Annotated in this window: 24 protein-coding genes and 1 pseudogene; 5 read left to right on the plus strand and 20 right to left on the minus strand. The window is 31.6% G+C overall.

Annotated elements, in window-relative coordinates:
* Positions 1 to 30 precede the first annotated feature (30 nt).
* The 17 genes and pseudogenes from MARPI_RS05850 to MARPI_RS05925 form a co-directional block, all read right to left on the minus strand.
* Positions 31 to 1107, minus strand: coding sequence for a glycosyltransferase (locus MARPI_RS05850; protein WP_014296670.1), 1077 nt, complete (start codon positions 1105 to 1107; stop codon positions 31 to 33).
* 30 nt (positions 1108 to 1137) lie between these two features.
* On the minus strand, positions 1138 to 2202 hold the full coding sequence (locus MARPI_RS05855; protein WP_014296671.1) for a GDP-L-fucose synthase family protein: 1065 nt from the start codon (positions 2200 to 2202) through the stop codon (positions 1138 to 1140).
* A 73-nt stretch (positions 2203 to 2275) separates the two neighbouring features.
* A pseudogene (locus MARPI_RS11245) lies at positions 2276 to 3011 on the minus strand (GDP-mannose 4,6-dehydratase).
* Positions 3012 to 3033: 22 nt separating this feature from the next.
* The gene (locus MARPI_RS11365) at positions 3034 to 3432 is read right to left on the minus strand and encodes a GDP-mannose 4,6-dehydratase (protein WP_337998604.1); all 399 of its coding nucleotides are present in this window, start codon (positions 3430 to 3432) and stop codon (positions 3034 to 3036) included.
* Positions 3429 to 3998 (minus strand): acyltransferase, encoded by a 570-nt coding sequence (locus MARPI_RS11325; protein ID WP_014296672.1) that lies wholly within the window; start codon positions 3996 to 3998, stop codon positions 3429 to 3431. The genes MARPI_RS11365 and MARPI_RS11325 overlap by 4 nt, the downstream gene beginning before the upstream one ends.
* Positions 3999 to 4002: 4 nt before the next feature.
* The gene (locus tag MARPI_RS05870; RefSeq protein WP_014296673.1) at positions 4003 to 5232 is read right to left on the minus strand and encodes a WcaI family glycosyltransferase; all 1230 of its coding nucleotides are present in this window, start codon (positions 5230 to 5232) and stop codon (positions 4003 to 4005) included.
* Positions 5233 to 6702 (minus strand): sugar transferase, encoded by a 1470-nt coding sequence (locus tag MARPI_RS05875; RefSeq protein WP_050899162.1) that lies wholly within the window; start codon positions 6700 to 6702, stop codon positions 5233 to 5235. It abuts the gene before it with no gap.
* A gap of 321 nt (positions 6703 to 7023) precedes the next feature.
* Complete coding sequence (cysS, locus tag MARPI_RS05880) at positions 7024 to 8421, minus strand: cysteine--tRNA ligase (RefSeq protein WP_041638933.1); 1398 nt, start codon at positions 8419 to 8421, stop codon at positions 7024 to 7026.
* Between the two features lie 5 nt (positions 8422 to 8426).
* Positions 8427 to 9887: a glutamate--tRNA ligase gene (gene gltX, locus MARPI_RS05885; protein ID WP_014296676.1), complete on the minus strand. Its 1461-nt coding sequence runs from the start codon at positions 9885 to 9887 to the stop codon at positions 8427 to 8429.
* Between the two features lie 491 nt (positions 9888 to 10378).
* The gene (locus tag MARPI_RS05890) at positions 10379 to 10663 is read right to left on the minus strand and encodes a DUF4351 domain-containing protein (RefSeq protein WP_014296677.1); all 285 of its coding nucleotides are present in this window, start codon (positions 10661 to 10663) and stop codon (positions 10379 to 10381) included.
* Positions 10664 to 10678: 15 nt separating this feature from the next.
* Positions 10679 to 11833, minus strand: coding sequence for a SpoIIE family protein phosphatase (locus tag MARPI_RS05895; protein ID WP_014296678.1), 1155 nt, complete (start codon positions 11831 to 11833; stop codon positions 10679 to 10681).
* A complete protein-coding gene (locus MARPI_RS05900) occupies positions 11808 to 12233 on the minus strand; it encodes a cytidine deaminase (RefSeq protein ID WP_014296679.1) in 426 nt (141 codons plus the stop codon). The genes MARPI_RS05895 and MARPI_RS05900 overlap by 26 nt, the downstream gene beginning before the upstream one ends.
* A complete protein-coding gene (locus tag MARPI_RS05905) occupies positions 12208 to 13542 on the minus strand; it encodes a hemolysin family protein (RefSeq protein WP_014296680.1) in 1335 nt (444 codons plus the stop codon). Before MARPI_RS05905 ends, MARPI_RS05900 begins: the two co-directional genes overlap by 26 nt.
* A gap of 19 nt (positions 13543 to 13561) precedes the next feature.
* On the minus strand, positions 13562 to 14452 hold the full coding sequence (locus MARPI_RS05910; RefSeq protein ID WP_014296681.1) for a YitT family protein: 891 nt from the start codon (positions 14450 to 14452) through the stop codon (positions 13562 to 13564).
* 2 nt (positions 14453 to 14454) lie between these two features.
* A complete protein-coding gene (gene dnaJ / locus MARPI_RS05915; RefSeq protein WP_014296682.1) occupies positions 14455 to 15588 on the minus strand; it encodes a molecular chaperone DnaJ in 1134 nt (377 codons plus the stop codon).
* Between the two features lie 2 nt (positions 15589 to 15590).
* Complete coding sequence (locus tag MARPI_RS05920) at positions 15591 to 16229, minus strand: nucleotide exchange factor GrpE (protein WP_014296683.1); 639 nt, start codon at positions 16227 to 16229, stop codon at positions 15591 to 15593.
* A 476-nt stretch (positions 16230 to 16705) separates the two neighbouring features.
* On the minus strand, positions 16706 to 17716 hold the full coding sequence (locus MARPI_RS05925) for an HrcA family transcriptional regulator (protein WP_014296684.1): 1011 nt from the start codon (positions 17714 to 17716) through the stop codon (positions 16706 to 16708).
* A 118-nt stretch (positions 17717 to 17834) separates the two neighbouring features.
* On the opposite strand from MARPI_RS05925, the gene MARPI_RS05930 reads away from it, so the two are divergent.
* From MARPI_RS05930 to MARPI_RS05950, 5 genes are all read left to right on the plus strand, one after another.
* Positions 17835 to 19322, plus strand: coding sequence for a UDP-N-acetylmuramoyl-L-alanyl-D-glutamate--2,6-diaminopimelate ligase (locus tag MARPI_RS05930; protein ID WP_014296685.1), 1488 nt, complete (start codon positions 17835 to 17837; stop codon positions 19320 to 19322).
* Positions 19319 to 20572, plus strand: coding sequence for a UDP-N-acetylmuramoyl-tripeptide--D-alanyl-D-alanine ligase (locus MARPI_RS05935; RefSeq protein WP_014296686.1), 1254 nt, complete (start codon positions 19319 to 19321; stop codon positions 20570 to 20572). The genes MARPI_RS05930 and MARPI_RS05935 overlap by 4 nt, the downstream gene beginning before the upstream one ends.
* 11 nt (positions 20573 to 20583) lie before the next feature.
* Entirely contained in the window at positions 20584 to 21531 is a 948-nt protein-coding gene (mraY, locus tag MARPI_RS05940) for a phospho-N-acetylmuramoyl-pentapeptide-transferase (RefSeq protein ID WP_014296687.1), read from the plus strand.
* A 93-nt stretch (positions 21532 to 21624) separates the two neighbouring features.
* Complete coding sequence (locus tag MARPI_RS05945; protein ID WP_014296688.1) at positions 21625 to 21906, plus strand: hypothetical protein; 282 nt, start codon at positions 21625 to 21627, stop codon at positions 21904 to 21906.
* Entirely contained in the window at positions 21899 to 22171 is a 273-nt protein-coding gene (locus MARPI_RS05950; RefSeq protein ID WP_014296689.1) for a type II toxin-antitoxin system RelE/ParE family toxin, read from the plus strand. The genes MARPI_RS05945 and MARPI_RS05950 overlap by 8 nt, the downstream gene beginning before the upstream one ends.
* 7 nt (positions 22172 to 22178) lie before the next feature.
* On the opposite strand, the gene MARPI_RS05955 is transcribed toward MARPI_RS05950, so the two are convergent.
* The 3 genes from MARPI_RS05955 to glpX form a co-directional block, all read right to left on the minus strand.
* The gene (locus MARPI_RS05955; RefSeq protein WP_014296690.1) at positions 22179 to 23354 is read right to left on the minus strand and encodes a sensor histidine kinase; all 1176 of its coding nucleotides are present in this window, start codon (positions 23352 to 23354) and stop codon (positions 22179 to 22181) included.
* Positions 23355 to 23446: 92 nt separating this feature from the next.
* Entirely contained in the window at positions 23447 to 24250 is an 804-nt protein-coding gene (locus MARPI_RS05960; RefSeq protein WP_014296691.1) for an SAM hydrolase/SAM-dependent halogenase family protein, read from the minus strand.
* 2 nt (positions 24251 to 24252) lie between these two features.
* Positions 24253 to 25302: a class II fructose-bisphosphatase gene (gene glpX / locus MARPI_RS05965; RefSeq protein WP_014296692.1), complete on the minus strand. Its 1050-nt coding sequence runs from the start codon at positions 25300 to 25302 to the stop codon at positions 24253 to 24255.
* Positions 25303 to 25678: the final 376 nt, after the last annotated feature.

Below are 25678 nucleotides of genomic sequence, written 5' to 3' on the forward strand. Positions count from 1 at the left end.
ATTATTATATTTTATATATTTTTAAGATATTTATTTCTTCGTTATAAAATCTAAAATTTTCTTATTTTTAATGCTATTATAAAAATTATTTGTTTTTTTATAGCTAATTTTTTTTGTTAAAATCATTTCCATTAAGTTATATAATTTATTTTTATTAAACGGATTAAAAAAATATGCATTTGGATAACCATCTAAAATTTCATGTGAAAATGGCATGTCTGAAGCTAATATTATTGTTTTATGTAACTTTGCTTCTAACAATGGCAACCCAAAAGTTTCTATATAAGAAGGAAATAATAAAACTGACTTTGTATATAAATCAAAAACTTCTTCCCTCGCAATATTTCCAATAAATTCTATAGGAAGATTGTAATTATTTATTTCATCTACTAAATTTAAAATATATTTATTTTCATTACCCTTTAAAGTAAATAATACTTTAAAATCATTAAATCCGATATTTTTAAGTTTTTTTACAGATTCAATTATAATTTTATGATTTTTATATTGAATTCCCCTTGCAGGATAAAAAAAAGTTCTTAACGATTTATCAGTTGGTAGAAAAGTTTGGCTAACTTTAATATTTATTTTAGGTGGAATAACTACAATTTTTTCAGAATTTATTCCTGTTTTTTTTATACAAGCTTTTTTAAACCATTCTGTTTGTACAATTACTTTATCAGCTTTTTTTATAGATTTAAAAATTTGTTTACTAATTATATTTTGATAAATCCAAAATAATTTATTTTCTTTAAAAGAAAATTTATATTCAGAAAAGGGAAGAGGCTGATGTACATATACTATCTGAGATATATTAGTATATGGAACTATCATACTTTGTAAAGAAAAAATTTTATCTATATTATGTTTTTTTATTAATTTCGGTACAATAAAATTATCAAAATATAATCTATGAATCCAACTTTTTTTTACCCATGGAAATCTTAAAATCTTTATATCTTTTGTTTCTTCAAGAAAAGGTGTACTAATAACAAAATACCATTTTATGTCCTTGTTGCTATTATGACAAACTTCCTCATAAAAATCTGTTAATATTGATAAAGCTCCACCATCTGAAGCTTGAACATCAAGAACCAATATATTCATGTTTTCACTTCCCAAAATACATTGTTTATTTTATAAAGTCTCCAAAACCTTTCGAACACCTTTACTTAACTCAACATTATACTTCCAACCTAATTCATGAAGTTTTGAAACATCAAGCAACTTCCTTGGTGTTCCATCTGGTTTTGTTGTGTCGTGGATTATTTCTCCTGTATATCCCACTGTTTCTTTTATTAACTCTGCTAATTCTTTTATTGTTATATCTTTTCCTGTTCCTATGTTTACGAAATAATCTGGTGATATTTTTTTCATTTCTTCTGCTTCTATCTTTTCCATTAAATATACACATGCGTCTGCCATGTCTTCTACATATAAAAACTCTCTATATACTTCTCCTGTTCCCCATAAGGTTATACTTTCTTTTGTTATTCCCAATTGTTTTAATGTTTTTATTATTGATTCTTTATTATCTAAATCTATTGTTTTATCTAATCCAAATCCTAATGGATATTTTTTTATGTTTTCTTTTATTTTTTCATAGTTTTCTTCTTCTAATTGTTTTCCTAAATAGAATTTTCTTATTAATGCTGGTAATACATGTGATGTTTCTAGGTTGAAGTTGTCATTTGGTCCATATAGGTTTGTTGGCATTACGCTCATGAAGTTTGTTCCATATTGTTCGTTGAAATATCTCACCATTTTTATTGCTGATATTTTTGCTATTGCATATGGCTCGTTTGTTGGTTCTAGTTCTCCTGTTAATAGATATTCTTCTTTCATTGGTTGTTTTGCATATTTTGGATATATGCATGATGAGCCAAGGTTTAGTAGTTTTTTTACTCCATATCTATATGATGCTTCTATTACGTTTGCTGCTATCATTATGTTTTGATATATAAAGTCTGCTTTGTACGTGTCATTTGCAAGTATTCCTCCTACTTTTGCTGCTGCTAGGAATACGTATTCTGGTTTTTCTTTTTCAAAGAATTCTCTTGTTGCTTTTTGGTCTGTTAAATCTAATTCTTTATGTGTTCTTGTTATTATGTTTGTATATCCTTTTTTTTGTAATTTTTTCATTATTGCTGATCCTACTAATCCCCTATGACCAGCTACGTATATTTTTGCATTTTTTTCCAACTCATTCATCCCCTTGTTTATTTTAGTTGTTATTGATTATTATTTGTTATTTTTTCTATTTTTTATTTTGTTATTATTCTTTTATCCATTCGTTTCTATGTTTTTCTTTTATCGCTAATCCCAAATCATATTCTGTCATTATTTTTACTAGTTCTTCAAAGCTTGTTTCTGGTTCCCAGCCTAATTGTTTTTTTGCTTTTGTCGGATCTCCAAGCAATATATCTACTTCTGTTGGCCTGAAGTATTTTGGATCTACTGCTATTATTTCCTGTCCTTCTTTTAGATGTTCTGTATTTATTTTAAATTCTTTTAGGTCTGGATGTTTTTCTTTTAGTTTTTCTATTATTTCTTTTGTTTTGTTTCTATCTATTTTTTTGATTATTCCCTTTTCGTTTATTCCTTCACCTTGCCATTTTATTTCTATTCCAAGAGTTTCAAATGTTTTTTCACAGAATTCTCTTACTTCATGTGTTTCTCCTGTGGCTAATACATAGTCATCTGGTCTTTCTTGTTGTAGTATCATCCACATTCCTTTTACATAATCTTTTGCATATCCCCAGTCTCTTTTGGCGCTTAAATTACCAAGGTATAGTTTTTCTGATTTCCTACTAATATCCTTGTTGCTGCCCTTGTTATTTTTCTTGTTACAAATGTTTCTCCTCTTCTTTCTGATTCATGATTAAATAGTATTCCATTACATGCAAACATGTTATATGCTTCTCTGTAATTTACTGTTATCCAATATGCATATAATTTTGCAACTGCATATGGACTTCTTGGATAAAATGGTGTTTTTCGTTTTGCGGTATTTCCTGTACTTTTCCGTATAATTCAGATGTACTTGCTTGATAGAACTTTACTTTTTTCTAATCCAAGCAAATGTATTGCTTCTAATATTCTTAATGTTCCTAATGCATCTGAATTTGCTGTGTATTCTGGTAATTCAAAACTTACTTTTACATGACTTTGTGCTGCTAAATTATATATTTCATCTGGTTGTATTTGCTGTATTAATCTTATTATATTTGTTGAGTCTGTTAAGTCATTATAATGAAGAAATAATTTTGTATTTTTTTCATGTGGATCTTTATATATATGGTCTATTCTTTTTGTGTTGAAACTACTTGATCTTCTGATGAATCCATGCACTTCATATCCTTTTTCCAATAAATATTCTGCTAAATAACTTCCATCCTGTCCTGTTATTCCAGTTATTATTGCTACTTTCATTGTTCTAGTTCCCCCTCAGTCAAGTATCTTATAATTTTCGCTGGATTTCCTGCAATAACACAATTGTCTGGAAATTTTCCAGATACCACCGAACCTGCTCCAACAATACAATTTTTACCAATTTCGCTTCCTCTTAAAATTATAGAATTAGTTCCTATATAAACATTATCTTTTATTATTATCGATTTTCTACGTATTTTTTCTCTATTATCTTCAATTCTAGCTTTAGGTTCTAATGGATGAAAATCATGATCTATAATTTTACAATTAGCTCCTATTAATACATTATTCCCAATTTTTATTTCTTTTAATGAATAAATAACGCTTCCCGATATTCCAACATTATTTCCTATTGTTATTTTCCCACCATCTCGTGCAATGATTATTGTTTTATGATTTAATCCTACATAATTATCATCAAAGCGATTCTTAATTTCTATATTATTACCAAATTCTATTTTAGATTCTGGAAATTCAAAAATTATTGAAGTTCCATAAAATTTTACTTTTTTTCTTAATTTAAATTTATATTTAAGAAATATTAGAAACATTATAATTCTTCTCATATTATTACCTCATATTTTTAATTTTTTCTACAAATTTATCAAGAACTTTCTTTTTATCATAATTTTGTATTATAAAACTTCTTGCATTTTGACCATAAGTTTTTAAAATTTCTTTATTATTTATTATTTCTAATATTGTTTCTTTAAGCTTATAATATTCTAATTCATTTAATGTTATACCCAATTCATTATTTTTTACAACATTATATATATCACTTTTAGAATTTGCTAAAACTAATGATGGTTTCCCAACAGCAGCAATTCCTAAAAATTTAGATGGCATTACACTATCCACAACATCTCTTTTTTGAGGAATTATATGAATATCTGCTGAAGCTAAAATATCATTTAATTTTTCTTTAGCTTGTACATCCAATAGCATAATATTTTTTAATTGTTTTTCTTTTATAAAAGCTTCTATATTTTTCTTTTTAGAACCATTACCAATAATAACAAACATTATATCTTTTTCATCTTTCAATTCGTAAATTGTATTTAAAACTATATCCCAATCTTGTTTATTAGCAATACTCCCCGAATACATAATTACAAATTTATTCTCTAAATTAAATTCTTTTCTAAATTTAGGATTATCTATAGGTTTTAATAGTTTTGTGTCAACCCAATTTGGTAAAAAATAAATTTTGTTATTTGGAATTTTTTTATTTTTCAGTTTTTTTATCATTCCATCACTTATTGTACTAATGATATCGAAATTATTATATATTGATTTTTCCCAAGCATAACCCATATATTTTATTAATTTATTATTGATCATCCCAGATTCAAACATCGCATCAACTTCAAAATCTTGAATATGAAGCCACAATTTAGAAGCAAGATCTCTCCTTTTCATCTTTATTGCAGTTTTTGCAGATAATAATGTTGGTGCAATTGAAATTATTAAATCATATTTTTTTTCTAAATTTAAAGCTACTTTAGTAGATCCTTTATAAAAATCATATAAATGTTTTAGTCTCGATTTTGCAGTAATATTTTCAGGAACAAATTGTTTATATCTATAAACATTTACTCCATTTATTGTTTCTTTAAAAAACTTAGGTTTATTCTCATATGAATCATAAATTTTCCATTGAGGATAATATGGAAAGCCTGTTACAACATCAACTTCCAAGTTATTATGTAACAGATATTCTGCTAACTCCGTCGAATATAATCCAACACCTGTTATTTCAGGATAATAGTTTATTCCCATAATAAGAATATTTTTCAACTAATATGCTCCTTTCTTATCTAACACAGCTTTTATTGTTTTTAAAATTATTATTATATCAAGCCACAATGACCAATTTCTTACATAATACTCATCTAATTTAAGTCTTTCTTCAAAGTCTAAATCATTCCTTCCACTTACTTGCCACATTCCTGTTATTCCGGGTTTTACTTTTATAATACTATAGTAACTTTCTTTCATATCTGGAATTTCTCTATGAAGATATGGTCGGGGTCCAACAATACTCATATTCCCTTTTAAAACATTAATAAATTGTGGAAATTCATCAAGACTTGTTTTTCTTAAGAATTTTCCTATTTTAGTAATTCTTGGGTCATTTTTTAATTTTTTATGTGTTAAATATTCTTCTTTTATTTTTGGATCTTTTTCCATCATTTCAAATAGTACTTTTTCAGCATCTACAATCATACTTCTAAATTTTAATATATGTATATCTTTTCCATTTTGGCCTATTCTTTTTTGAGTAAAAAACACAGGACCTTTATCTTCTAATTTTATTTTAATCCATACATAAATAGTTAAAGGAATTAAAAAAATCCCTCCTATTAATCCGCCAATTATATCAAAAACTCTTTTTAAAATTCTATTTATTGGATTCAAAAGTCCTTGCGAAGCCGATATTGTCATAACACCATCAAAATCTTGAATATCTGTTGAAAATGTAATTAATCCGTACATATCTGGAATGAATTTTATTCTTCTGACTTTTCCTTCCAAATGAGAAATTATTTTCGAAATTGTTTCTCTTTTAGCTGTTGGAATTGCAATTATTATTTCATCAATATTCTTTTGAGATAATATTTTATCTATATCTTTTGTTTTTCCTAATACTTTATAATTATCATTTATTTTTTTTCCGATTTTTGCTTCATCATCATCTAAAAAACCTACAATGTTATATGTTGTAAATGTATGAGCTTTTATTTTATCTGAAATTATTTTTCCCATTTCTCCAGCACCAATTATTAAAACATTTGTTTTGAATATATTCAATTTATATAGTATTTTTCTATAAATATATCTAAAAGGCATATCTAACAGAACAAACAATGTTATACCATATATTACAACAAATCTTGAATAATAAACTTTATTCAAAAAGGAAAATAATAAAAGTATTATTAGAGAGAAAAAAGAAGCTTTTATAATATTTTTCATTTCATCCCAAAAGAGATAAGTTTTAAACGAATATAATTTGTTAAATAAAAATGAAAGAATAAAAATGAAAGATATTAAATAAAGTGAAGGAATGTCTTTTAAATAGAATAAATTTCTTATAAATTCACCATCGTATTTTAAATAAGAAACTATTGCAAAAGAAAAGTATAATATAAGCAAATCAGAAAAAGCTAATATTGTTCCTAAAATAGCTTTTTTTATTCCCCGTAAAACTATCTTTTTTTCTAAATTTTTTGTTAAAATATCTGTTTCTTGTGTTATCGATTCCATGTTCATTACCTTCCTTCTTTTTCTTTCTAACCCAATTAGATCACAAGATTAATTTTTTGGCAATAATTGAATAATGGTTATTTTAATTTAGCAGAAAAAAATTAATTGCAATCAATTTTCTTTTCCAGTTTTATTTTACCATTGTACTTATCATATTTCAAGCAAAATTCCATTCTTTTTCTATTTTGAAATATTCAATTAATATATCAATTGATTAGTTTTTTTTTAGATACATCTAATAAATTTGTTGATTTTTTATTTTGATTTGTATTATTTTTTAAAATAAAAAGCAGAAGATGATTGTTCATCTTCTGCTTTTTATTAATTAGCTTCTATTGTGAATTTGGTTCCTTCTGGTGTGTCTTTTAGTGTAATACCAATGTTTTTAAGTGAATCTCTGATATAATCGCTGAGCTGGAAGTTTTTTTCTTTTCTGAGCATGTTTCTTACGTCTATTAAGACGTTTATTAATTCTTCTGCTTTTGCTGATTTTTCTTCTTTTGTTGGAAGTTCAAAGATTCCAAGCACTGGACCAAATTCGTTTCTGATTAGATGATAGTTTTCAAGGATTTTTTGTTCGTTATTTTCAGTTAATGCTTTGTTGAGTTCATTGGTTAATTCAAAGATTAATGCTATTGCTTTTGGTGTGTTGAAATCTGTTGAAAGATAATCAATGAATTCATTTATTTTTTCTTTCATGTATTCTGATTTTGGAATATATGGAACATTGCCTTCGTATTTTTCTTCTACTGCTTTTAATGCTTCATTTACTCTCTTTGTTGATTTTTTCTGGGCGTTTAATCCTTCTTCTGTGAAGTCTAATGGTGTTCTGTAATGTTTTGAGAGTATAAATGTTTTTATGGTATCTGGATCATATGCTTTTACAAGTTCTCTTACTAACCAGATGTTTCCAATGGACTTTGACATTTTTTCGCCTGAGAATTTTATCATTCCATTGTGCATCCAGTATTTGGCGAATGTTTTTCCGTGTCTTGCTTCTGATTGTGCTTTTTCATTTTCGTGATGTGGGAAGATTAAATCGTTTCCACCCGCATGAATGTCAAATGATTCTCCAAGAAGACAGTTTGACATTACTGAACATTCAATGTGCCATCCTGGTCTTCCTTTTCCCCATGGGCTTTCCCAATATGGTTCTCCTTCTTTTGCTTTTTTCCAGAGAGTGAAGTCCAGAGGGTTTTGTTTTTTATCTGAAATTTCTATTCTTGATCCTGCGATCATGTCTTCCGGGTTTCTGTGTGAGAGTTCGCCGTATTTTTCAAATTTTGATACATTGAAATATACGTCTCCGTCTGATTCATATGCAAAGCCTTTGTCTATTAAATCTTGAATGAATTCTATTATTTCATCAACGTAATTTGATGTTTTTGGATGGAAGTTTGCTGCTCTGATTCTGAGATTGTATGAATCTTTCCAGTATTCTACTATATATCTTTCTGCTATTTCTTTAAAAGGAACTCCTTCTTCATTTGCTTTATTTATTATTTTGTCGTCTATGTCTGTGAAGTTTTGTACCATTGTTACTTTGTATCCTATATATTCAAGAAATCTTCTGAATGCATCGAACACAATCATTGGTCTTGCGTTACCAATATGGATAAGATTGTATATTGTTGGACCACAGACATACATTCTTACATGATTTTTTTCTATAGGTTCAAAATCAACTAATTCGCCTTTTAATGTGTCAAAGATTTTTATTTTTTTTACCATTGTGCCACCACTCTTTCCAATCTTTGAAGGACTCTTGTTCTTCCAATTAAGTGTATTGTTTTTACAAGGTCTGGTCCTTCAAAGGAGTTTGTGAGTATTTTTCTTAATGACATGTAGAATGGTTTTTTTGCTGGTTTTGCTTCTTTCATTGCTTCTTTTATGTTTTTGAGTATTGTTTCAACTTTCCAGTCTGGATCGTTGAGTATTTTTTCGTGTATTATTTTTATTGTTTCTTTTACGCCTTTTGCTTCTAAGAATTCTTTGAGTTCTTCATCTGCTTCGTCGAGCTCAAATTCTTTGAGGAAGATTTCGAGTTTTTCTGGAACCTGTGATAAGTCGTCAACTGATTCTCTTACTATATCTACTGCTTCTGTTACCCATTTCTTGTTGTTTTCAAATTGTTCTTCTGTAAGCAATCCTGCTTCGAGGATAAATGGTTTTGAGAGTTTTACTATTCTGTCGAGGTTTGCTTCTCTGATGTAAACGCCATTCATCCATTTTAGTTTTTCGTTGTCGAATATCGCAGGGCTTGAATTTACTCTATTTAAGTCAAATGTTTCTATCATTTCTTTTAATGGGATTATTTCTTTTCCGTCTGGATGTGACCAGCCAAGTAATGCAAGGTAGTTTACCAATGCTTCTGGTAAGTAACCTTTGTTTCTGAATTCTTCTACTGATGTTGCACCATGTCTTTTTGAGAGTTTTTTGCCGTCTGGTCCAAGTATCATTGATACGTGGGCAAATTGTGGCATTGGTGCGTTGAATGCTTCGTATAATGCTACCTGTCTTAATGTGTTTGAGAGGTGGTCGTCTCCTCTGATCACGTGTGTGATTTCCATTGTAATATCATCCACTACAACTGCGAAGTTGTATGTTGGTAAACCGTTGCTTCTCATGATGATGAAGTCGCCAATTGCGCCTTCGCCAAAGGTTACTGGCCCTTTGATTAAGTCGTTTATTGAGAATGGTTTTCTTGGCATTTTGAAGAATACTACAGGTTTTAATCCTTTTTCTTCGAATTCTTTTTTTCTTTCTTCTGTGTTGTATGGTTCTAAGAGTTCGTATGAGTAGTGAGGTGGTTTTCCTTCTTTTGCAAGTTTTTCTTTGATTTCTTCCATTTCTTCTGGGTATACGTAAGAGTAATATGCTTTGCCTTCGTTGATTAATTGTTCTGCCATTTGTTTGTAGATATGTGTTCTTTCGCTTTGTCTGTAAGGTCCGTATTCACCTTTTACGTCTGGGCCTTCATCCCAGTCTAATCCTAACCATGTTAATGCTTCGATGAGCTGATTTTCTGATTCTTTTGTGGAACGTTCCACGTCTGTATCTTCTATTCTTAATACGAATACACCATTGTGTTTTTTGGCGTATAGGTAGTTGTATAATGCTGTTCTTGCTCCACCTACGTGGAGGAAGCCTGTGGGGCTTGGGGCGAATCTTACTCTAACACTCATTGTAGTTACCTCCTTATTGTTGTTTGTTATTGTTTTATCACTCAGCAGAGGAATATTCTGAAGATATTCCTCTGCTGAGTGATAAGTGGTGGTTGTAGATTCACGTCTATGTTCGTCCTTTTGTGTTGTTGATTGAAAAAATAAAAGTTTTTGCTTCGTAAAAAACACTCCTAAAAAGGTTCATTCAGGCGGGTGAAATTTCTTATTCCTCACTCCAATATTGCTTGCCGCCGCCGCTCAGACATCGCCTCCTGCGCTGCTTCGCTAAAAATCACATCCATGTGATTTTTACGGCTCACGCAATATCTCCGTTCGGGAAATTTCAAGCCTTCATTCACCTTTTTACTCGTGTTTTTTATTCTTAATTTCAAATCTTATTTTTTCAATCGTTTGTAACTTTACCTTGGGCACTCTGCGAGCCTTCACTCGCTTTTATTTTTTCCAACTATCCTGTAATCCCTGCTGCGGGAAATTCTTAGTTTTCGCTCATATTATTTTTCTACTTTCTTTCTGTTTAATATTTCCACTGTTTCTTCGTAATTAATTCCAAATATGTTTTCTGTTATGTATTCTATTGTTTCTATGTTGAGACTATCTATGTTATCTATATATGGCGTTATTTTTTTTCCGAATTTTTTTAGTAATTGCTTTTTCAATACTTTTTTTTCTCCTTCGTATAACCCTTCTTGTAATCCTTTTTCTAATCCTTCGTGCAACCCTTTTTCGTAATTTTCTCTCATGTTTTCATCTAAGGCTTTTGCAAATCTTTCAAACATTAGGCGCACCTCTTTTCAGCTGGATTGTTTCCAGGATAGTATTAGAAATGTGATGTCGTCTGGGGGGCGGGGGGGGTTGAGGTTGGTTTTTATTGCGTTTTCTATTTCCGGTATTATTTGTTCCGGTGTTTTTAGGTTCTGGGTTATTATTTTGTATAGTTTTTCTGTTGCGAATTTTTCGCTGAATTCCACCAGCCCGTCTGTGTATAATGCTATTTTTGTGTCTGGAGTGATTTTTTGTTCTTTTAATGTTATCTGTTCTGACGATGTAACCAGTCCAATTCCCAATGGGAAGTTGGTGAATTCGTCTGTTGTTATTTCATTGTTTGTTATAAATATTATTTCTCTATGTGCAAAGTTGGCATATTGGATTTTTTCTTTTGATAATATTGCAAATATGCCCGTGAAATACATATCGTCACCAAAGTAATTTGTTACTGATTTTTCTAAGGCTAATATTACTTTTTTTAGATTTTTTTCTTTTTTTTCTACTACTATTTTTTCAAGTTCTTCTTTTACTATTATTGATAGTAATGATGAGGTTAGTCCGTGGCCTGAGATGTCGTATATATATACGAAGTTTTCATTATCTGATAATGGGATTATTCCCGCCATGTCACCTGAGGTGCTATGGGATGGGATATATAGATAATCGAATTTTATGTTTTTGTATTGTGCAGGTGTTGGTAATAATCGTTTTTGTAGATTTCTTGCCAGGTTCAGGTCTTTTTCGTGAATTTCAAAGGTTCTTTGCAATTCTAATTGCAGATGATATAGTTCTATGTGTCTTTTTATTTTCATTAGTAATTCATATGGTTGAACAGGTTTTTCCAGATAATCTGATGCCCCCATTTGAAATGCTTTTTCTTTTTGTTCTGGATCCTGTATTGCTGTGTGAAATATTATTGGGATTTTTTCAAGTCCTTTTAAAGCTTTAAATGCTTTACATATTTCAAGCCCTGACATTCCCTTTAATTTTTGTTCTAAAATAACAACATCTGGCTCATGTAACTGAGCCATTTTTATTCCTTCGATACCAGTTGAAGCTTTGTATATTTTAAACGGTTCATCGAATTTTAATTTTTTTATTATGTTTCTTTTTTCTGTGAATATTTGTTTTAAGAAATATACATGATCCTGATTGTCATCGATTATCAGAATTTTGATCATTTAAATCTTTCCCTGAAAAACCGTATGGAAGTAATTCCTCTACTGTCATTATTTTCAGGTCTTTTTTGAGGTTTGTGAGTATTATGTTTTCAACACCAAATTCCGCAATTACCTGTCTGCATGCACCACAAGGGCTAATTGGTTCATCGGTTTCTCCTATTACCACTAATGCTTCAAAGTTTTTTTCGCCTTCTGATACAGCTTTGAATATTGCTGTTCTTTCTGCACACATTGAAAGACCATATGACGCATTTTCAATGTTTGTACCGGTATATATTTTTCCGTCTTTTGTGAGCAATGCAGCACCAACTTTGAAGTTTGAGTATGGTGAATATGAGTTTTGCATTGCATCTTTTGCTTTTTGGTATAACAGGTCAATCTTCTTTTGGTCTAATTTCATTAAAATCCTCCTTAACTGTTATTTTTACTTTGTCTATTTTGTTTTTCGAGACTGAGACTATTTCAAATGTAACTCCATCGAGGGTTAATTTTTCACCTGCTCTTGGGAATCTTTCGAATTCTTCGAGTAAAAGCCCGCCTATTGTTTCAAAATCCGTTTCTGGAAGTTCTAAATCGAGCTCCCTTTCTATGTCGTTTATTGGTGTTGTTCCGTTTACGAGATAATTATTTTTGCCGAGTTTTACTATGTTTATTTCTTCGGAAACAACATCGTATTCATCGAGTATTTCACCTGTTAATTCTTCAAGTACGTCTTCGAGGGTTACTATTCCTGCTGTTCCACCGTATTCGTCCACAACCACGGCAAGATGTGTTCTTTTTTCAAGGAATAGTTTCATTACGTCTCTGAGTTTCATTGTCAATGGAATAAATTCCACTTTATGCATTATGTGTTTTATGTTTAGTTCTAATGTTTCTTCGTTGAGTCCTTCTTTTTCTATGATTTTAAATACGTCTTTGGCATAACATACGCCTATTATGTTGTCTATTGAGTCTTTGTAAACGGGAATTCTTGAGTATCCTTCTTCGTTGATTATTGTGATTAAGTCTCTTATTGATTCTTCTTCTGATATTGCAATTATATCAACTCTTGGTGTCATTATTTCTTTTACAGATATTTCTTTTAGTTCGAGTCCTCTTTTCATTATGAATTTTTCGTCTTTTTCTATTACCCCTTCTTCATGCCCTATATCAAGGTAATTTATGAGTTCATCTTCGGTGATGAACGGGGCCTCGCTTATTTTTTCTCCACCAAAAAGCCTTATGAAAAAGTTTGAAATGCTTACAAGTAACCATATTATTGGTTTTAATATATATGTGAGAAATGAAATCACAGGAAATACAAAATTAAAGAATTTTTCGGTGTTTTCTCTGGCGTATACTTTTGGTGTGATTTCACCAAATATGAGTATTGCCAATGTGAGTATTCCTGTTACTATTCCAACAACTTTTCCGGTGTTTCCTGGAATCATTTCAATTACAAATGCAGTGGTAATGGATGATACGAGTATGTTTACCAGATTGTTCATTACAAGGATTGTGGTGAGCAATTGGTTTGGATGTTGTAAGAAATGATGTAATTTGTCCCTTGCATGTTCGTCTTCTTCGTTTTCTATCATGTCTTTTACTTTAAGCCTGCTCATAGATGTTAATGCTGTTTCTGATGCTGAAAAGAATGCTGACAGAGATAATAATCCCACAATCTCGAGTAACATTATTATGATGCTCTTATAACTGGTAGGGTCGTCCACTTTGCTTTTTCCTCCTCTGTTATCTTATTTTTTTGAATCCATACCCTAATGCTTCGGAGTTCTGGAGTATGGAAATGAATGCATTGCTGTCTTCTTCTCTGATTATTCTTCTGAAATCTCCAATTTCACGACGTGAAAGAACTATCATTAATACGTTTTTGTCCTGATATGTGTATCCGCCTTTTCCCTGAAGTATTGTTACTCCACGGTCGAGTTCTTTTAATACTCTTTCTTTTATTTTATCATATTTTTCGCTGATTACAAATACTGTTCTGGTTGATTCGAAACCTTCTACCACTGTGTCTATCATTTTTGAGGTTACAAAGATGGTGATTATACCATACATTGGAACCAATGGGTTTATTAAAAATGCTGAAGCGGTAACCATTGTATCCACTATTAATAGCCCTTTTCCTGTTGATATATGGAAGTATTTGTTTATTATTAATGCAAGTATATCTGTTCCTCCTGTTGATGCGTTTCGCCAGATTACAAGCCCCAATCCTATTCCTGATAGGACCCCACCGTATATTGCACTCAATAGGTATGGATCTATTGCCATTTGTGAATTGAGCATTATTTCTTTCATCATTGAGTCTAAATGCAATGCCTGTTCAAAGAAGTCTATTTGAAACGATAATAGTGTTGCTGCATATATGCTTTTGAAACCAAAGCCAATTCCAAGTAGCCAGAATCCAAGCGCAAAGAGGAATATGTTGTAAATGAACATTTGAAGACCGAGCCACCAGCCAAATAGGTTTTTGAGAACAATGGCAAGACCGCTAACTCCACCAGCAACTATTGCAAATGGGTCAAGGAATAATACTATTCCCAATGCTGTTAATGTTGTTCCTGCTGTGATGATGATGTAATTCACTGTTTCTTTTTTGATGTCGATTTTTGTTTTCAACCCTATACCTCCAATCCCTTAAGTTTTGCTATTTGTTTTAGCAATCTTTTTTCTCTGAGTCCAGGTTTTTTTAATTCTACGTCTATTTTAACATATAGGTCGCCATATTTTCCAGTTCTGAAATCTGGAAGTCCGTGACCTTTTAAGACGATTATTGTGCCTGGGTTTGTTCCTTCTGGGATTTTCAGGGTTGTACTACCGTTTAAGAGTTCGAGGTTTATTGTTGTACCGAGTAATGCCTGGATATAATCGATTTTTACTGTTGTTTCAAGATGATTACCTTTTCGTTTAAAATTAGGGTGTGGTCTTACATTTACTTTTATGATTAAGTCTCCTGCTGGACCGCCATTTTTACCGTCGTTACCTTTTCCAGGAATTTTAAATGTGTAGCCATCTTCAACGCCAGCTGGAATTGTGATTTCAATGCTTTCTCTTTTTAGTTGTTTTCCTGAGCCATGACAAACATCACATCTTTCGTTTATTATCCTTCCTTCGCCATTACATGTTGGACATGGATATGTTCTTACGAATACACCAAAGAATGTTCTTTCTTCTTCCTGAACTTTTCCTGTTCCGTTACAACGAGGACATGTTGTGAAGCTGGTTCCATTTTTTGCTCCTGTTCCGTTACAAGCATAACAGGTTACATATCTATCGTATTCTATTCGCTTTTTTACGTCTTTTAATATGTCTTTGAGGTCAACTGTTATTGCAAAATATTTGTCTTCTCCTTTTACAGGAGGTCTTGATGTTCTGGTTTTTTTTCTTGATGTTGTTCCGCCGCCCATGAACATGTCAAAGATGTCGGAGAATGTTCCACCAAAGTCTCCTATGTTGCCAAAGAGGTCTTCAAATAAATCTTCGAAACCTCCACCTGCTCTCTGGCCACCGTTTGGTGGCATTCCTCCTTCGGGGACGAAACCAAATTTATCATAAAGTGCTTTTTTCTGTGGATCGCTAAGCACTTCATATGCTTCCTGGATTTCTTTAAATTTTTCTTCTGCGTATTGTTTGTTTTCCTGATGTCTATCTGGATGCCATTGTTTTACTAATTTTCTATATGCTTTTTTTATTTCTTCTGGTGTTGCGTTTTTGCTGACACCTAGTATGCCGTAATAGTCTTTTTTCTGGTTCATGTTTATTCACCTCCATTTGTTTCTTCGTTTTCTGTTTTGTCTTCCTGTTTTGTTTCTGGTTTTTCCTGTTTTACCGGTTTTATTGCAACTTTTACTTTTGCGGGTTCTATTATTTTTCCTTCGAGTTTTATTCCTGGTGATACGAGTTCGTATACGTGATATTCTTCTACTTCGTCTGTTTCTACTCTTTCTATTGCGTCGTGTTCAAACGGGTCGAATTTTTGATTTTTTTCTGGTTTTATGAATTCTACTCCTACGTTTTCTATTGTTGAGACGAATGATTTGTATATCATTTCAACTCCTTTGGCAAAGCTTTCAAGGTTTTGTTGATTTGCCATGACTATTGAGAAGTTTTTGTATAATGGAATTAGTTGTTTGATGACGCTTTCTTTTGCTTCTTTTTTGATTCTGTTTTTTTCTTTTTGGACTAAGTCTTTGTAGTTTTCGAAATCGACTTTGAGGTTTATTGCGTAGGATTTGATTTTGTCGTATTCTTCCATGAGTTTTTTGTTTTCGGATTCTTTGGTTTCGAGGTCTTTTTTGAGTTGTTCTATTTCATTTTTTAATTGTTCCATTTCTTTAGTGATTTTTTGTTCTTTTTTCTTGGATGTTGTTGTTTTTTTTGTGTTTTTTTCTGCCATGCTGATCCCTCCTTGAGGCTATTGTTGTTGTTATTGTTGTTGATTGAGAAAACATTCATAAAAAGGTTCGTTCATGTGGTTTGAGTATCGTTTTTTGAAAGTAGAAAAATAATATTCTCTCAGACGGCAAGAATTTCTAATCCTTGCTCCATTTGAAAATTCGGGCACGCTCAGATTCCCCTTCCCTGGGGAAGCTTCGCTTTCCAAAACTTCCTGTTTTTCCAACCCGAATTTTCTGCATTCCGCTTCGGGAAATTCTTAGTCTTCGTTCATATTATTTTTCTACTTTCTTTCATATAATCCGACACTCTGCGAGTATTCATTCACTTTTATTTTTTAAATCGTTTGTAATTTTACCTTGGACACTCTGCGAGCCTTCACTCGCTTTTATTTTTTCCAATCATCATTATTTCTCCTTGGGAATTTTCAAGTTTTCGCTCACATTATTTTCCGCATTACATCCAAGAAAAAAGTTTTTATAAGTTCTTGGATATAATTTCTGATAATCGGGAGGTGTATTCACCGAGGATTGAGTAGATTTGCTTGTAATCCGAATATTTGAATGTTAGCAATGCCACTTTGCCAAGTGGGTTTGAGTTGTAGCTATATGCTGTTTCGAACATTATGAAGTTTTTGAGTTCTGGAATTTCAAAGTCACTTCCTATTGTTGCTTTTATTTCTGATGTGAATGGTTTTTTTGAAAGTAGTTCTACTTTTAATTTGTCTTCTTCTACGATTTTTGATAGATATAGTATTTCTTCTGGTGTGTGATATCCTGTTGATATTATTTTTGCCAGACCACTGATTATGAATTTGTTTCTAAAGAATTCTTCAACCAGGAGATATACGAGTTTATATAGGTTTATGAGCCTTATGTCTCTTTCCTGTTCGATTTTATTTGTTTTTATGATGTTTATTATTTCATGCATGGATTTTCCAACGAGTCCTGTTTCCAGGATTTTTTCCAGTTCTTTTGGTGACGGGAATCCATAATTTTCAACGGTTCTTGTTATTGATAATCCCAGATTTGTCATTAATGTGATTTGATAGAAATCATTTGTCAGGTCGGATACAACTGCCCTGGTTATGTATATGTATTTTGAGTCTGGGAGCTCCAGAATTACAAGGCTGTTTGTTGTTTCTGAGAGCATTTTTGAGAATTTGTCGAACATTATGTTTATGTCATAGAATTTATATTCATGAGGTAATTCTATGTTTTTGCTTTTTACCGAAAAGCTTTCTTTTATGGCTTCAAAATATAATCTTAAAGCCATATCAGTTGGAATTCTTCCGGCGCTGGAATGTGGCTGGAAGATGAGTTTTAGATGCTGTAATTTTTGCATGTCGTTTCTAATGGTTGCTGAGCTAACATTCAGGTTTGATTTTTTTAAAATTTCCGATGAACTTACCGGTTTTTTTTCTTTTATAAAATTTTCTATGATTGAGAAAAGTACTTTTTTTTGCCTATTGCTCAGTTCTCTGGGCATTTTATCACTCCTTTTTTTTGAGTGCTAATTATATGATAACATAAAAAAAGGGTTGTAAAAAATTAAATATTAGTGTAAAATTAGTTAAGAAATGAAATAATATAAGGGGTGTGGTTAAATGCTGGGACATGAGATTGTTGAGATTTTAGACGACCTGATTATTGAGTATAATTTTCCGCTTGATAAGAACTATACGTTTTTTACCAACAATACAAACAAGATTAAGCCTGGATCGGTTTTCGTTTGTATTAAAGGTACTTTTTTTGATGGGCATGATTTTATCAAGACCGCTATTGAATTTAATGCATCTTTAATTATTTCTGAGGATGCTAAGAAAACACAATTTGATTTTCCTTATATTCTTGTAAGCGATACTAAACAGGCTTATGCCCTGCTTAATTATGCATATTATAACATAGACTTTAATGATTTTAACTTTATTGGCGTTACCGGAACTAATGGAAAAACTACTGTTATTTCTTTAATCCATTATGTTCTGACGCAAGCTGAAAAAAATAGTTCTCTTATTAGCACTGTGGGTATTAAATTGAATAATGAATTATTGTATGAACCGTATAATACTACACCAGGAGTTGATGAGATTGCCAGAATCTTAAATCTATCAAAGGAACGGAATATTGAAAATATCTGTCTTGAGGTTTCTTCTCATGCTCTTGCACAGAATAGGGTTTATAAGATTCCGTTTTCTATTGCTATTTTAACCAATATTACCAGGGACCATCTGGATTATCATAAGGATTTTGAAGAGTACAAAGAAATTAAGATGTCTTTATTCAGACATCTTAAGGATGATGGTATTGGAATCATTAATTTAGACTGCAATAATGTAGATGAAGTTCCATTGGAAAGAGACAGAATTGTTACATATGGGTTTACTAATGTTGCAGATTATGTTATTTCTGATGTGGAATATAATAATTCGCAAATGGTGTTTACCATTAAGGAGCCTGATGGAACTGAGAATAAGATACACACGCATTTAATAGGAGAATATAATGCTCAGAATCTTACAGCAGCTTTTGTTGCTTTGAGAAATATGGGAATAGATAGAGAAATAATTCGTCATGGTTTTCTTGAATTTCCCGGTGTTCCAGGAAGGTTTCAGCTTGTTGAGAATACCCGCGATGTGGAGTATAAGGTTTATATTGATTTTGCTCACACTCCAGATGCTCTTGAAAAGGTTTTGACAAGTGCCAGGAAGATTACAAAGGGAAGAATTATTCTGGTTTTCGGCGCAGGTGGCGCTGCGGATATTGGAAAACGAAAGATTATGGGTGAAATTGCCTCTAAATATAGTGATTTAATTGTTATTACAGATGATGATCCCAAGAATGATGATCCTGATGAGATTATTGAGCATATTCTTGAAGGAATTGATAAGAGTAAGCCGTATATTGTGATAAGGAATAGACGCACTGCTATTAAGGCTGCTGTTAGTTTTGCTTCAAGGGATGATATTGTGATTATTGCCGGAAGAGGGCATGAGAAGTTCCAGTTGTATGAAAATGGAAAAAAGATACCTTTTAACGATTATGAGGTGGCTTATGAGATTGTGCAAAAGTTTAGAAAGGTGATGAAGCGATGAGCAAATTTGTTTTTGATTCTCGCCAGGTTGAAGATGGGGATATTTTTGTGGCTATTAAAGGCGAAAGGAATAATGGCCATGATTTTGTCAATGAAGCTTTTAAAAAAGGTGCCGTTAAGGCTATTGTTGAGGAAGAAAGGGATTATAATGGCGAGGTTTTGCTTGTTGATAATGTAATTGATTTTTTAAATAGAGAGGCTTCTAAGATTCTCGTTGATAATTCAAAGATTCGTATAGGTATTACCGGTTCAAATGGAAAGACTACCACAAAGAATTTTCTTGCTCATTTGCTGGCCTATGGATTTAAGGTTTTTAAAACAGAGAAGAATTATAATACAGAGATTGGAATTCCTTTAAGTATTTTGAATAATTATTCAGGCGAACCTGTTTCCATTGTTGAGATGGGGTTGAGAAAAGAGGATGATATAGGCTTTTTGACGAGATTGTATAAGCCCAATGTTTCTATTTTGTTGAATATAGGCACTGCACATCTTCAATTTTTTGAAAAGCGAGAAAAAATTGCTTCTGAAAAGTTGAAAATTGTTTTTGAGATGGAGAAACCCGGCATTGTTTTTGTTAATGGCGATGAGGAGTTGCTCAATATTGATTATCCTGAAGATGTAAAGGTTTTTAGATTTGGAGAAAATGAAAATAATGATGGCGTTTTAATTGATTTTGATTATTTAAACGGCAATACGCGTGTTTTTTATAATATTTATAATGAAGATGTGATGCGCACATTACAGGGAATCTGGAGTAAAGGACAGTTAATTGATGCACTTGCAGCTTTACTGGTTTCCCTTTATTTTGAGATTCCTTTAGATCCATTTTATATTTTTTCTTTTAAATTGCCTGAAAAACGATTTGAGTTGAAGGAATATAATGGTAAAATTGTTATTAATGATGCTTATAATGCTTCAAAGGAATCTTTTTTCAGTGCTTTTGAGAGTATTGAAAAGATGGATGTTGATAGGAAGGTTTTGATTATGGGGAGGGTTTTAGAAATTACTGATGAAGTTGAGTATCACATGGAAATTATTAATGAGGCTAAAAAGGTTTTTGATAAGATTTATTTTTATGATCCTGAAGAGTTTTTTGATTTTGAGGGTATTGAATATTTGAGAAATAGCGATGATGTGTTAAATGTTTTAAATGCAGAAAGCGGTTTGATTTATGTAAAAGCATCTAATGGCACAGGTTTAGGAGCTATTGTGGAAAAGATTTTAAATGAAAAGAATAATAAGCAGTAATGGAGGTTGTTATGGAGATTTTTTATGGAATTTTAATACTTGGAATTGAGTTTTTCTTATTTCCAATTTTTATAGGCTGGGCAAGAAGGAAACAATTTGGTCAGTATATCAGACCAGAAGGTCCTGATTTGCATGGTTATAAGCAAGGAACCCCTACTGCAGGGGGTATTATTTTTGTTCCCACTGTTGCTGTTTTGAATTTAGTGGGATTTCTGTTTTTAAGGGATTTTGTTTTTGTTTATGTTGCCATAGCTGCTTTGCTTTTTGGTTTAATAGGTTTTTTTGATGATTTTAGCTCTATTTTGAAGAAGGAGGCTATGGGATTAACTGCAAAGAGGAAGTTTATGCTACAGTTGTTGCTTTCTGTGGTTTTGCTTTTGTTTTTTGAGAATGCTGTTAATGGCAATTTTTTCTGGTATGTTCCGGGAAGCGATTTTATTTTAAGATTTAATAGATATTTTTATTTTTTTGTATATGTTTTTCTTTTTACTGGATTTTCAAATGCAACTAATTTAACCGATGGGCTTGATGGGCTTGCTGGTGGGAATTTTATTGTTTCTGCAGCTTTTACTATTTTAATTGCTGTTTTGAAGTTTAATGCGCCTGTTTATTTGATTTTTGCTGTTGTTTTGCCTGTTGTTGTTTTTTTGTTTTTTAATGCAAAACCGGCGCAGGTGTTTATGGGAGATACTGGTTCTTTAGCGCTTGGAGGGATTTTAAGTGCTATTGCAACTTATTATCATATTGAGTTGTTTTTGATTTTTACTGGAATTGTGTTTATTGTTGAGACGTTGAGTGTTATTATTCAGGTTTCCTCATTTAAATTGAGAGGAAAAAGGGTGTTTTTGATGTCGCCGATTCATCATCATTTTGAGTTGAAGAAGTGGCCGGAGGAGAATATTACTTTCAGGTTTATACTGGTGGGCTTTTTTTTCTCTGTTGTTGCATTAATGTTGTGAGCCCGGTTTAATTGACATTAAATTATTATCATGATATACTAATAATGGTACAACAAAAAGTACTATTATTAGTACTAAAAAGAGGTGATTTTAATGTATAATAACCTGGTTAGTGCAACAGAAATAAAAAAGAGTGGAGTTTCTATTTTAGCTAAGATAATAAAAAAAACAGGTGAAGCTGTAATAAGTGTCAGAGGAAAAGGAAAGTATGTTGTTCTGCCAATAGAAACATATAATTATTTAAGAGAATGTGAGTTAGAAGCTGCTTTGTTAGAAGTAAATAATGATATAAAAAACAAGAAATATCATACATCAATAGATAAGCACATTGAAGAAATTAAAAATGCTCTTCATGAGGACGATGAAAATGTATGAAATAGTATTTACAGATTCATACGTGAAACGAGCAAAAAAATTTTTCAAAAAACATTCGGATTTAATATCTCGATATGAAAAAGTGCTAAGATTAATGGAGTATAATCCTTTTCATCCTTCATTAAGACTCCACAAATTAGAAGGTAAATTATCCCATTTTTACTCAGTTTCTATAAATATGAATTATAGAATAATCATTGAATTAATTATTGATAATGAAAAAATAATTTTAATAAATATAGGTTCTCATGATGAGATATATTAATAAAAATTTATTTTTTTAGAAAAAAAAGCTTTATGATGGTGCCGCGACCTTTGAGGGAGTTGACTGAGAGCTGGGCGTTTTGGAAGATGATGAATCTTTCGAGGAAGATGCTTCCAAGTCCTGTGCCGTTTTCTTTTGTGGTAAAGAATGGTTTTAAGAATCTGGCTTTTTCTTCTTCTGTCATGCCAATTCCATTATCACAGAACAACAATTTATAACCGTCTTTTTTTTCGTAAATGCCGACGGTTATATTTTTTTTGCTTTTTTTCATGAGAACGGCATCAACAGAGTTTTGAATTATATTCGCTACTGCTGATTTAAATAAGGCTATATCGCTCTGTATATATATATCAGCTTTTTCTTTAATGGTAAAAGTTATTTCTGGATAGGTATTCTGAAAGATTTTTAAGGTATCTTTTATTATTTTGTTTATGTTTATTTCTTCTATAACTTCTTCCATTTTAAATAATTCCAGCGTTTCTTTTATGATGTTTTGTATGTTGTTTATTTCGTTTTCGAGTTTTTTTAGATATTTTTCGTCTTTTGTAATTTCATACATTTGAAAGACCATTTTTAGTCTGGCTATAGGTGTTTTTAAGCCGTGCGAAGCATCTGCTAATATTTCACCAAGTCTCGCAAAGTGTCTGGAGTCTTCAAGGGTTTTTTTCATTTTTTTGTAATCTGTTATGTCATTAATTACAAGGATTATAAAATTGTTTTTTTTGCTGACGATAATTTGAAGGTTTTTCTTTAGCTTTTTTGAATATACGTCATATATTCCTGTTATTGCTGGAATTTTTATTCCTGATTTTATTAATATTTTTGATAATGGCATTCCGTATTTTAGGGTTACACTATGAAATATTTCCCTGGCTTTTAGATTTGTTTTTTGAAGAATTGCTTCGTTATCAAATACGAGAATTCCTGCCCCCATTGTGTCGAATATGGCATTGAATTTGTCATAATACTCTTTTAACCCTTCTCTTTCTTTGGTTAATAGTATTGAATATGTTCTAACCATTTCATCAAGCTCTCTGAATATTCCTGAATACTGGAGATTATAATTTTTGTAATTATATGCATTTCCTTTGTGAAGTATTCTTAACAGGCGTTTTTCAACGAATATTGCGATAAGCACATATAACGCAAAAAAGCTTATTGGTATTAAATACCAATAAGCCATTAATTTAAATATATACATGAATATTATTAATATTACTGTATGAATAACAGAGATTTTTTCGGCTATATCCCAGCCAAGCAGTTTACGGTATTTTATTCTTCTTTTCTTTTTAATGTTATTTCTACCCCTTCTGTATCAAGTTTCATGTATTCTTTAGCATTTCCCTGATTTATTGCTATTTCGAGATGACCTGAGCTTTCCGGGTGTATTAATAATTCCCCTGGCAATACATCTGAGAATACTCTTTCATAATATGCTTCGAATTTCTGATCTTCTATCTGTATTATTATTTTATCGTCTTTTTTGAATAATGTATCGCCCATTTCTGCTGGAATATTTGTTTGAACGTTTCCAAATGTGTCCCAGAATACTATTTCGCCTTCAAGATAATCATTTTTTATTTCTGGCTTTTTGTATCTAAATAGATTGATGTCTTCAAGTTCTGGACCGAATTCTTCTATTGGCACACCTTTTGATAGATATGCAGCTGCCGGTGAGAATATGTCTCTTCCGTGGAATGTTGTAGAATAGTTTTTTCTAAAGAAATATTTTTCGTTGCTAATTTCCACAAGTTTGTCTATTCCATATTCCTGAGCTACTAATGTGAGTAATCCGTTGTCCGGTGCTACAAAGTAATAGTTTCTTTCTTTTGTTTTCATGATTACCGGTTTTCTGCTGCCGCCAACGCCAGCATCTATTACACAGAGAAATATTGTTCCTTCAGGAAAATCTCCGGCAAATCTATGTAAGATATGAGCATTTACTTTTGGATCGAATTTTTTTGTGTCATGCAAAACATCTATTATTTCCGCTTTTCTGTTTATTGTTTTTATTACGCCTTTGCACACTCCCACGTAATAACTGTCATTTCCCCAATCTGTAAAAAAGGCTATCATTATTAGATTCCTCCCCCTAAGCCAAACTCCCTTCTATTTCCAATGCTTAATAATTTTGAATCTCCCTCTGTTGATTTAAGTCTTATTGTTTTGTGTTGTAAATCGTGGAATGTTGTTATTCTTCTTATTGTTCTTGTTTTGGTTCTCATTACTATACTTTCTGTTATGGCTTTTCCTTTGTGGAATTTTACTCCTTTTAGGAATTCGCCATTTGTAACGCCTGTTGCTGAGAATATTACATTTTCTCCACCTGCAAGGTCTTCGGTAAAGTAGACTTTTTCAAGATCCCAGCCTTCTTCTATTAATTTTTCTTTTTCTTCTTCTGTTTGTGGCCAGAGTTGTACCTGCAATTCACCGCCTAATGTTCTTAATGCACCTGCTGCAAGTACTGCTTCTGGGGAACCACCTATACCGATATAGATATCAACGCCGCTTTCTGGCATTGCTGTTGCTATTGCTGCTGCAATATCGCCATCGCCTATTAATTTTATTCTTGCCCCAACTTCCCTTATTTCTTCAATTATTTTTTTGTGCCTGTCTCTGTTTAAGACTACTACTGTTATTTCGCTTACAGGCACTTTTAATGCTGCTGCTGCTACTCTTAAATTTTCTCTAATTGAACTTCTAATGTCAAGAATTCCTTTTAATTCTGGTCCTACTGCTAATTTGTATGAATAGAATGTTGGGAGATACGCTAATTTTCCCTTTTCAGCAAGAAGCATTACACTTATTGCGTTTGGAAGACCGTATGCTACAAGTCGTGTTCCGTCTATTGGGTCTACTGCTATATCAAATTCTTCATCGTCTTCATTCCATGTTCCAACTTTTTCACCAATGTAAAGCATAGGAGCTTCGTCTTTTTCACCTTCTCCGATTATAACGGTTCCTTTTATTTCTATGTAATCGAGCATTCCTCTCATTGCGTCAACTGCAGCCTGATCTACTGCGTTTTTGTCTCCTCTACCGAGGTATAAACTGCTGGTTAATGCTGCTGCTTCTGTTACTCTTACGAGGTCTAGTGTTATTTCTCTGTCGAAATTGTTTTCTGGCAACGCAATTCCCCCTTTTCTCTTTGTTATTTTAATTATACTAAATTTTGCAAAATTTTAAAACTTTGAATATTTGTTGTATTTGTTGAATAATTGTTTTTAGCGATTGTGAAACTGATTAAAAGAGAGTATATTCAGTGAGGTAATACAATACGAAGATATTTAAATTTTATCTTAGAAAATAGAAATAATAATATTCGCTCAACAGGTAGAAAATTCTAATCCTCAAAAATTTTCTTTGAAAGTAGAAAAATAATATTCTCTCAGACAGCAAGAATTTCTGATCCTTGCTCCATTTGAAAATTCGGGCACACTCAGATTCCCCTTCCCTGGGGAAGCTTCGCTTTTCGAAACATCCTGTTTCTCCAACCCGAATTTT

It is taken from the genome of Marinitoga piezophila KA3 (assembly GCF_000255135.1).
Lineage (GTDB): Bacteria > Thermotogota > Thermotogae > Petrotogales > Petrotogaceae > Marinitoga > Marinitoga piezophila.

Excerpts from the sequence above, each read along its gene's own strand:
- dnaJ (WP_014296682.1), bottom strand. The coding sequence starts at position 15,588 with ATGAACCAGAAAAAAGACTATTACGGCATACTAGGTGTCAGCAAAAAC.
- MARPI_RS05955 (WP_014296690.1), bottom strand. The coding sequence starts at position 23,354 with ATGGCTTATTGGTATTTAATACCAATAAGCTTTTTTGCGTTATATGTG.
- mraY (WP_014296687.1), top strand. The coding sequence starts at position 20,584 with ATGGAGATTTTTTATGGAATTTTAATACTTGGAATTGAGTTTTTCTTA.
- MARPI_RS05930 (WP_014296685.1), top strand. The coding sequence starts at position 17,835 with ATGCTGGGACATGAGATTGTTGAGATTTTAGACGACCTGATTATTGAG.
- gltX (WP_014296676.1), bottom strand. The coding sequence starts at position 9,887 with ATGAGTGTTAGAGTAAGATTCGCCCCAAGCCCCACAGGCTTCCTCCAC.
- MARPI_RS05960 (WP_014296691.1), bottom strand. The coding sequence starts at position 24,250 with ATGATAGCCTTTTTTACAGATTGGGGAAATGACAGTTATTACGTGGGA.
- MARPI_RS05890 (WP_014296677.1), bottom strand. The coding sequence starts at position 10,663 with ATGTTTGAAAGATTTGCAAAAGCCTTAGATGAAAACATGAGAGAAAAT.
- MARPI_RS05925 (WP_014296684.1), bottom strand. The coding sequence starts at position 17,716 with ATGCCCAGAGAACTGAGCAATAGGCAAAAAAAAGTACTTTTCTCAATC.
- MARPI_RS05920 (WP_014296683.1), bottom strand. The coding sequence starts at position 16,229 with ATGGCAGAAAAAAACACAAAAAAAACAACAACATCCAAGAAAAAAGAA.
- MARPI_RS05875 (WP_050899162.1), bottom strand. The coding sequence starts at position 6,702 with ATGGAATCGATAACACAAGAAACAGATATTTTAACAAAAAATTTAGAA.
- MARPI_RS11365 (WP_337998604.1), bottom strand. The coding sequence starts at position 3,432 with ATGAAAGTAGCAATAATAACTGGAATAACAGGACAGGATGGAAGTTAT.
- MARPI_RS05935 (WP_014296686.1), top strand. The coding sequence starts at position 19,319 with ATGAGCAAATTTGTTTTTGATTCTCGCCAGGTTGAAGATGGGGATATT.
- MARPI_RS05850 (WP_014296670.1), bottom strand. The coding sequence starts at position 1,107 with ATGAATATATTGGTTCTTGATGTTCAAGCTTCAGATGGTGGAGCTTTA.
- MARPI_RS05900 (WP_014296679.1), bottom strand. The coding sequence starts at position 12,233 with ATGAAATTAGACCAAAAGAAGATTGACCTGTTATACCAAAAAGCAAAA.
- MARPI_RS05950 (WP_014296689.1), top strand. The coding sequence starts at position 21,899 with ATGTATGAAATAGTATTTACAGATTCATACGTGAAACGAGCAAAAAAA.
- MARPI_RS11325 (WP_014296672.1), bottom strand. The coding sequence starts at position 3,998 with ATGAGAAGAATTATAATGTTTCTAATATTTCTTAAATATAAATTTAAA.
- MARPI_RS05945 (WP_014296688.1), top strand. The coding sequence starts at position 21,625 with ATGTATAATAACCTGGTTAGTGCAACAGAAATAAAAAAGAGTGGAGTT.
- MARPI_RS05895 (WP_014296678.1), bottom strand. The coding sequence starts at position 11,833 with ATGATCAAAATTCTGATAATCGATGACAATCAGGATCATGTATATTTC.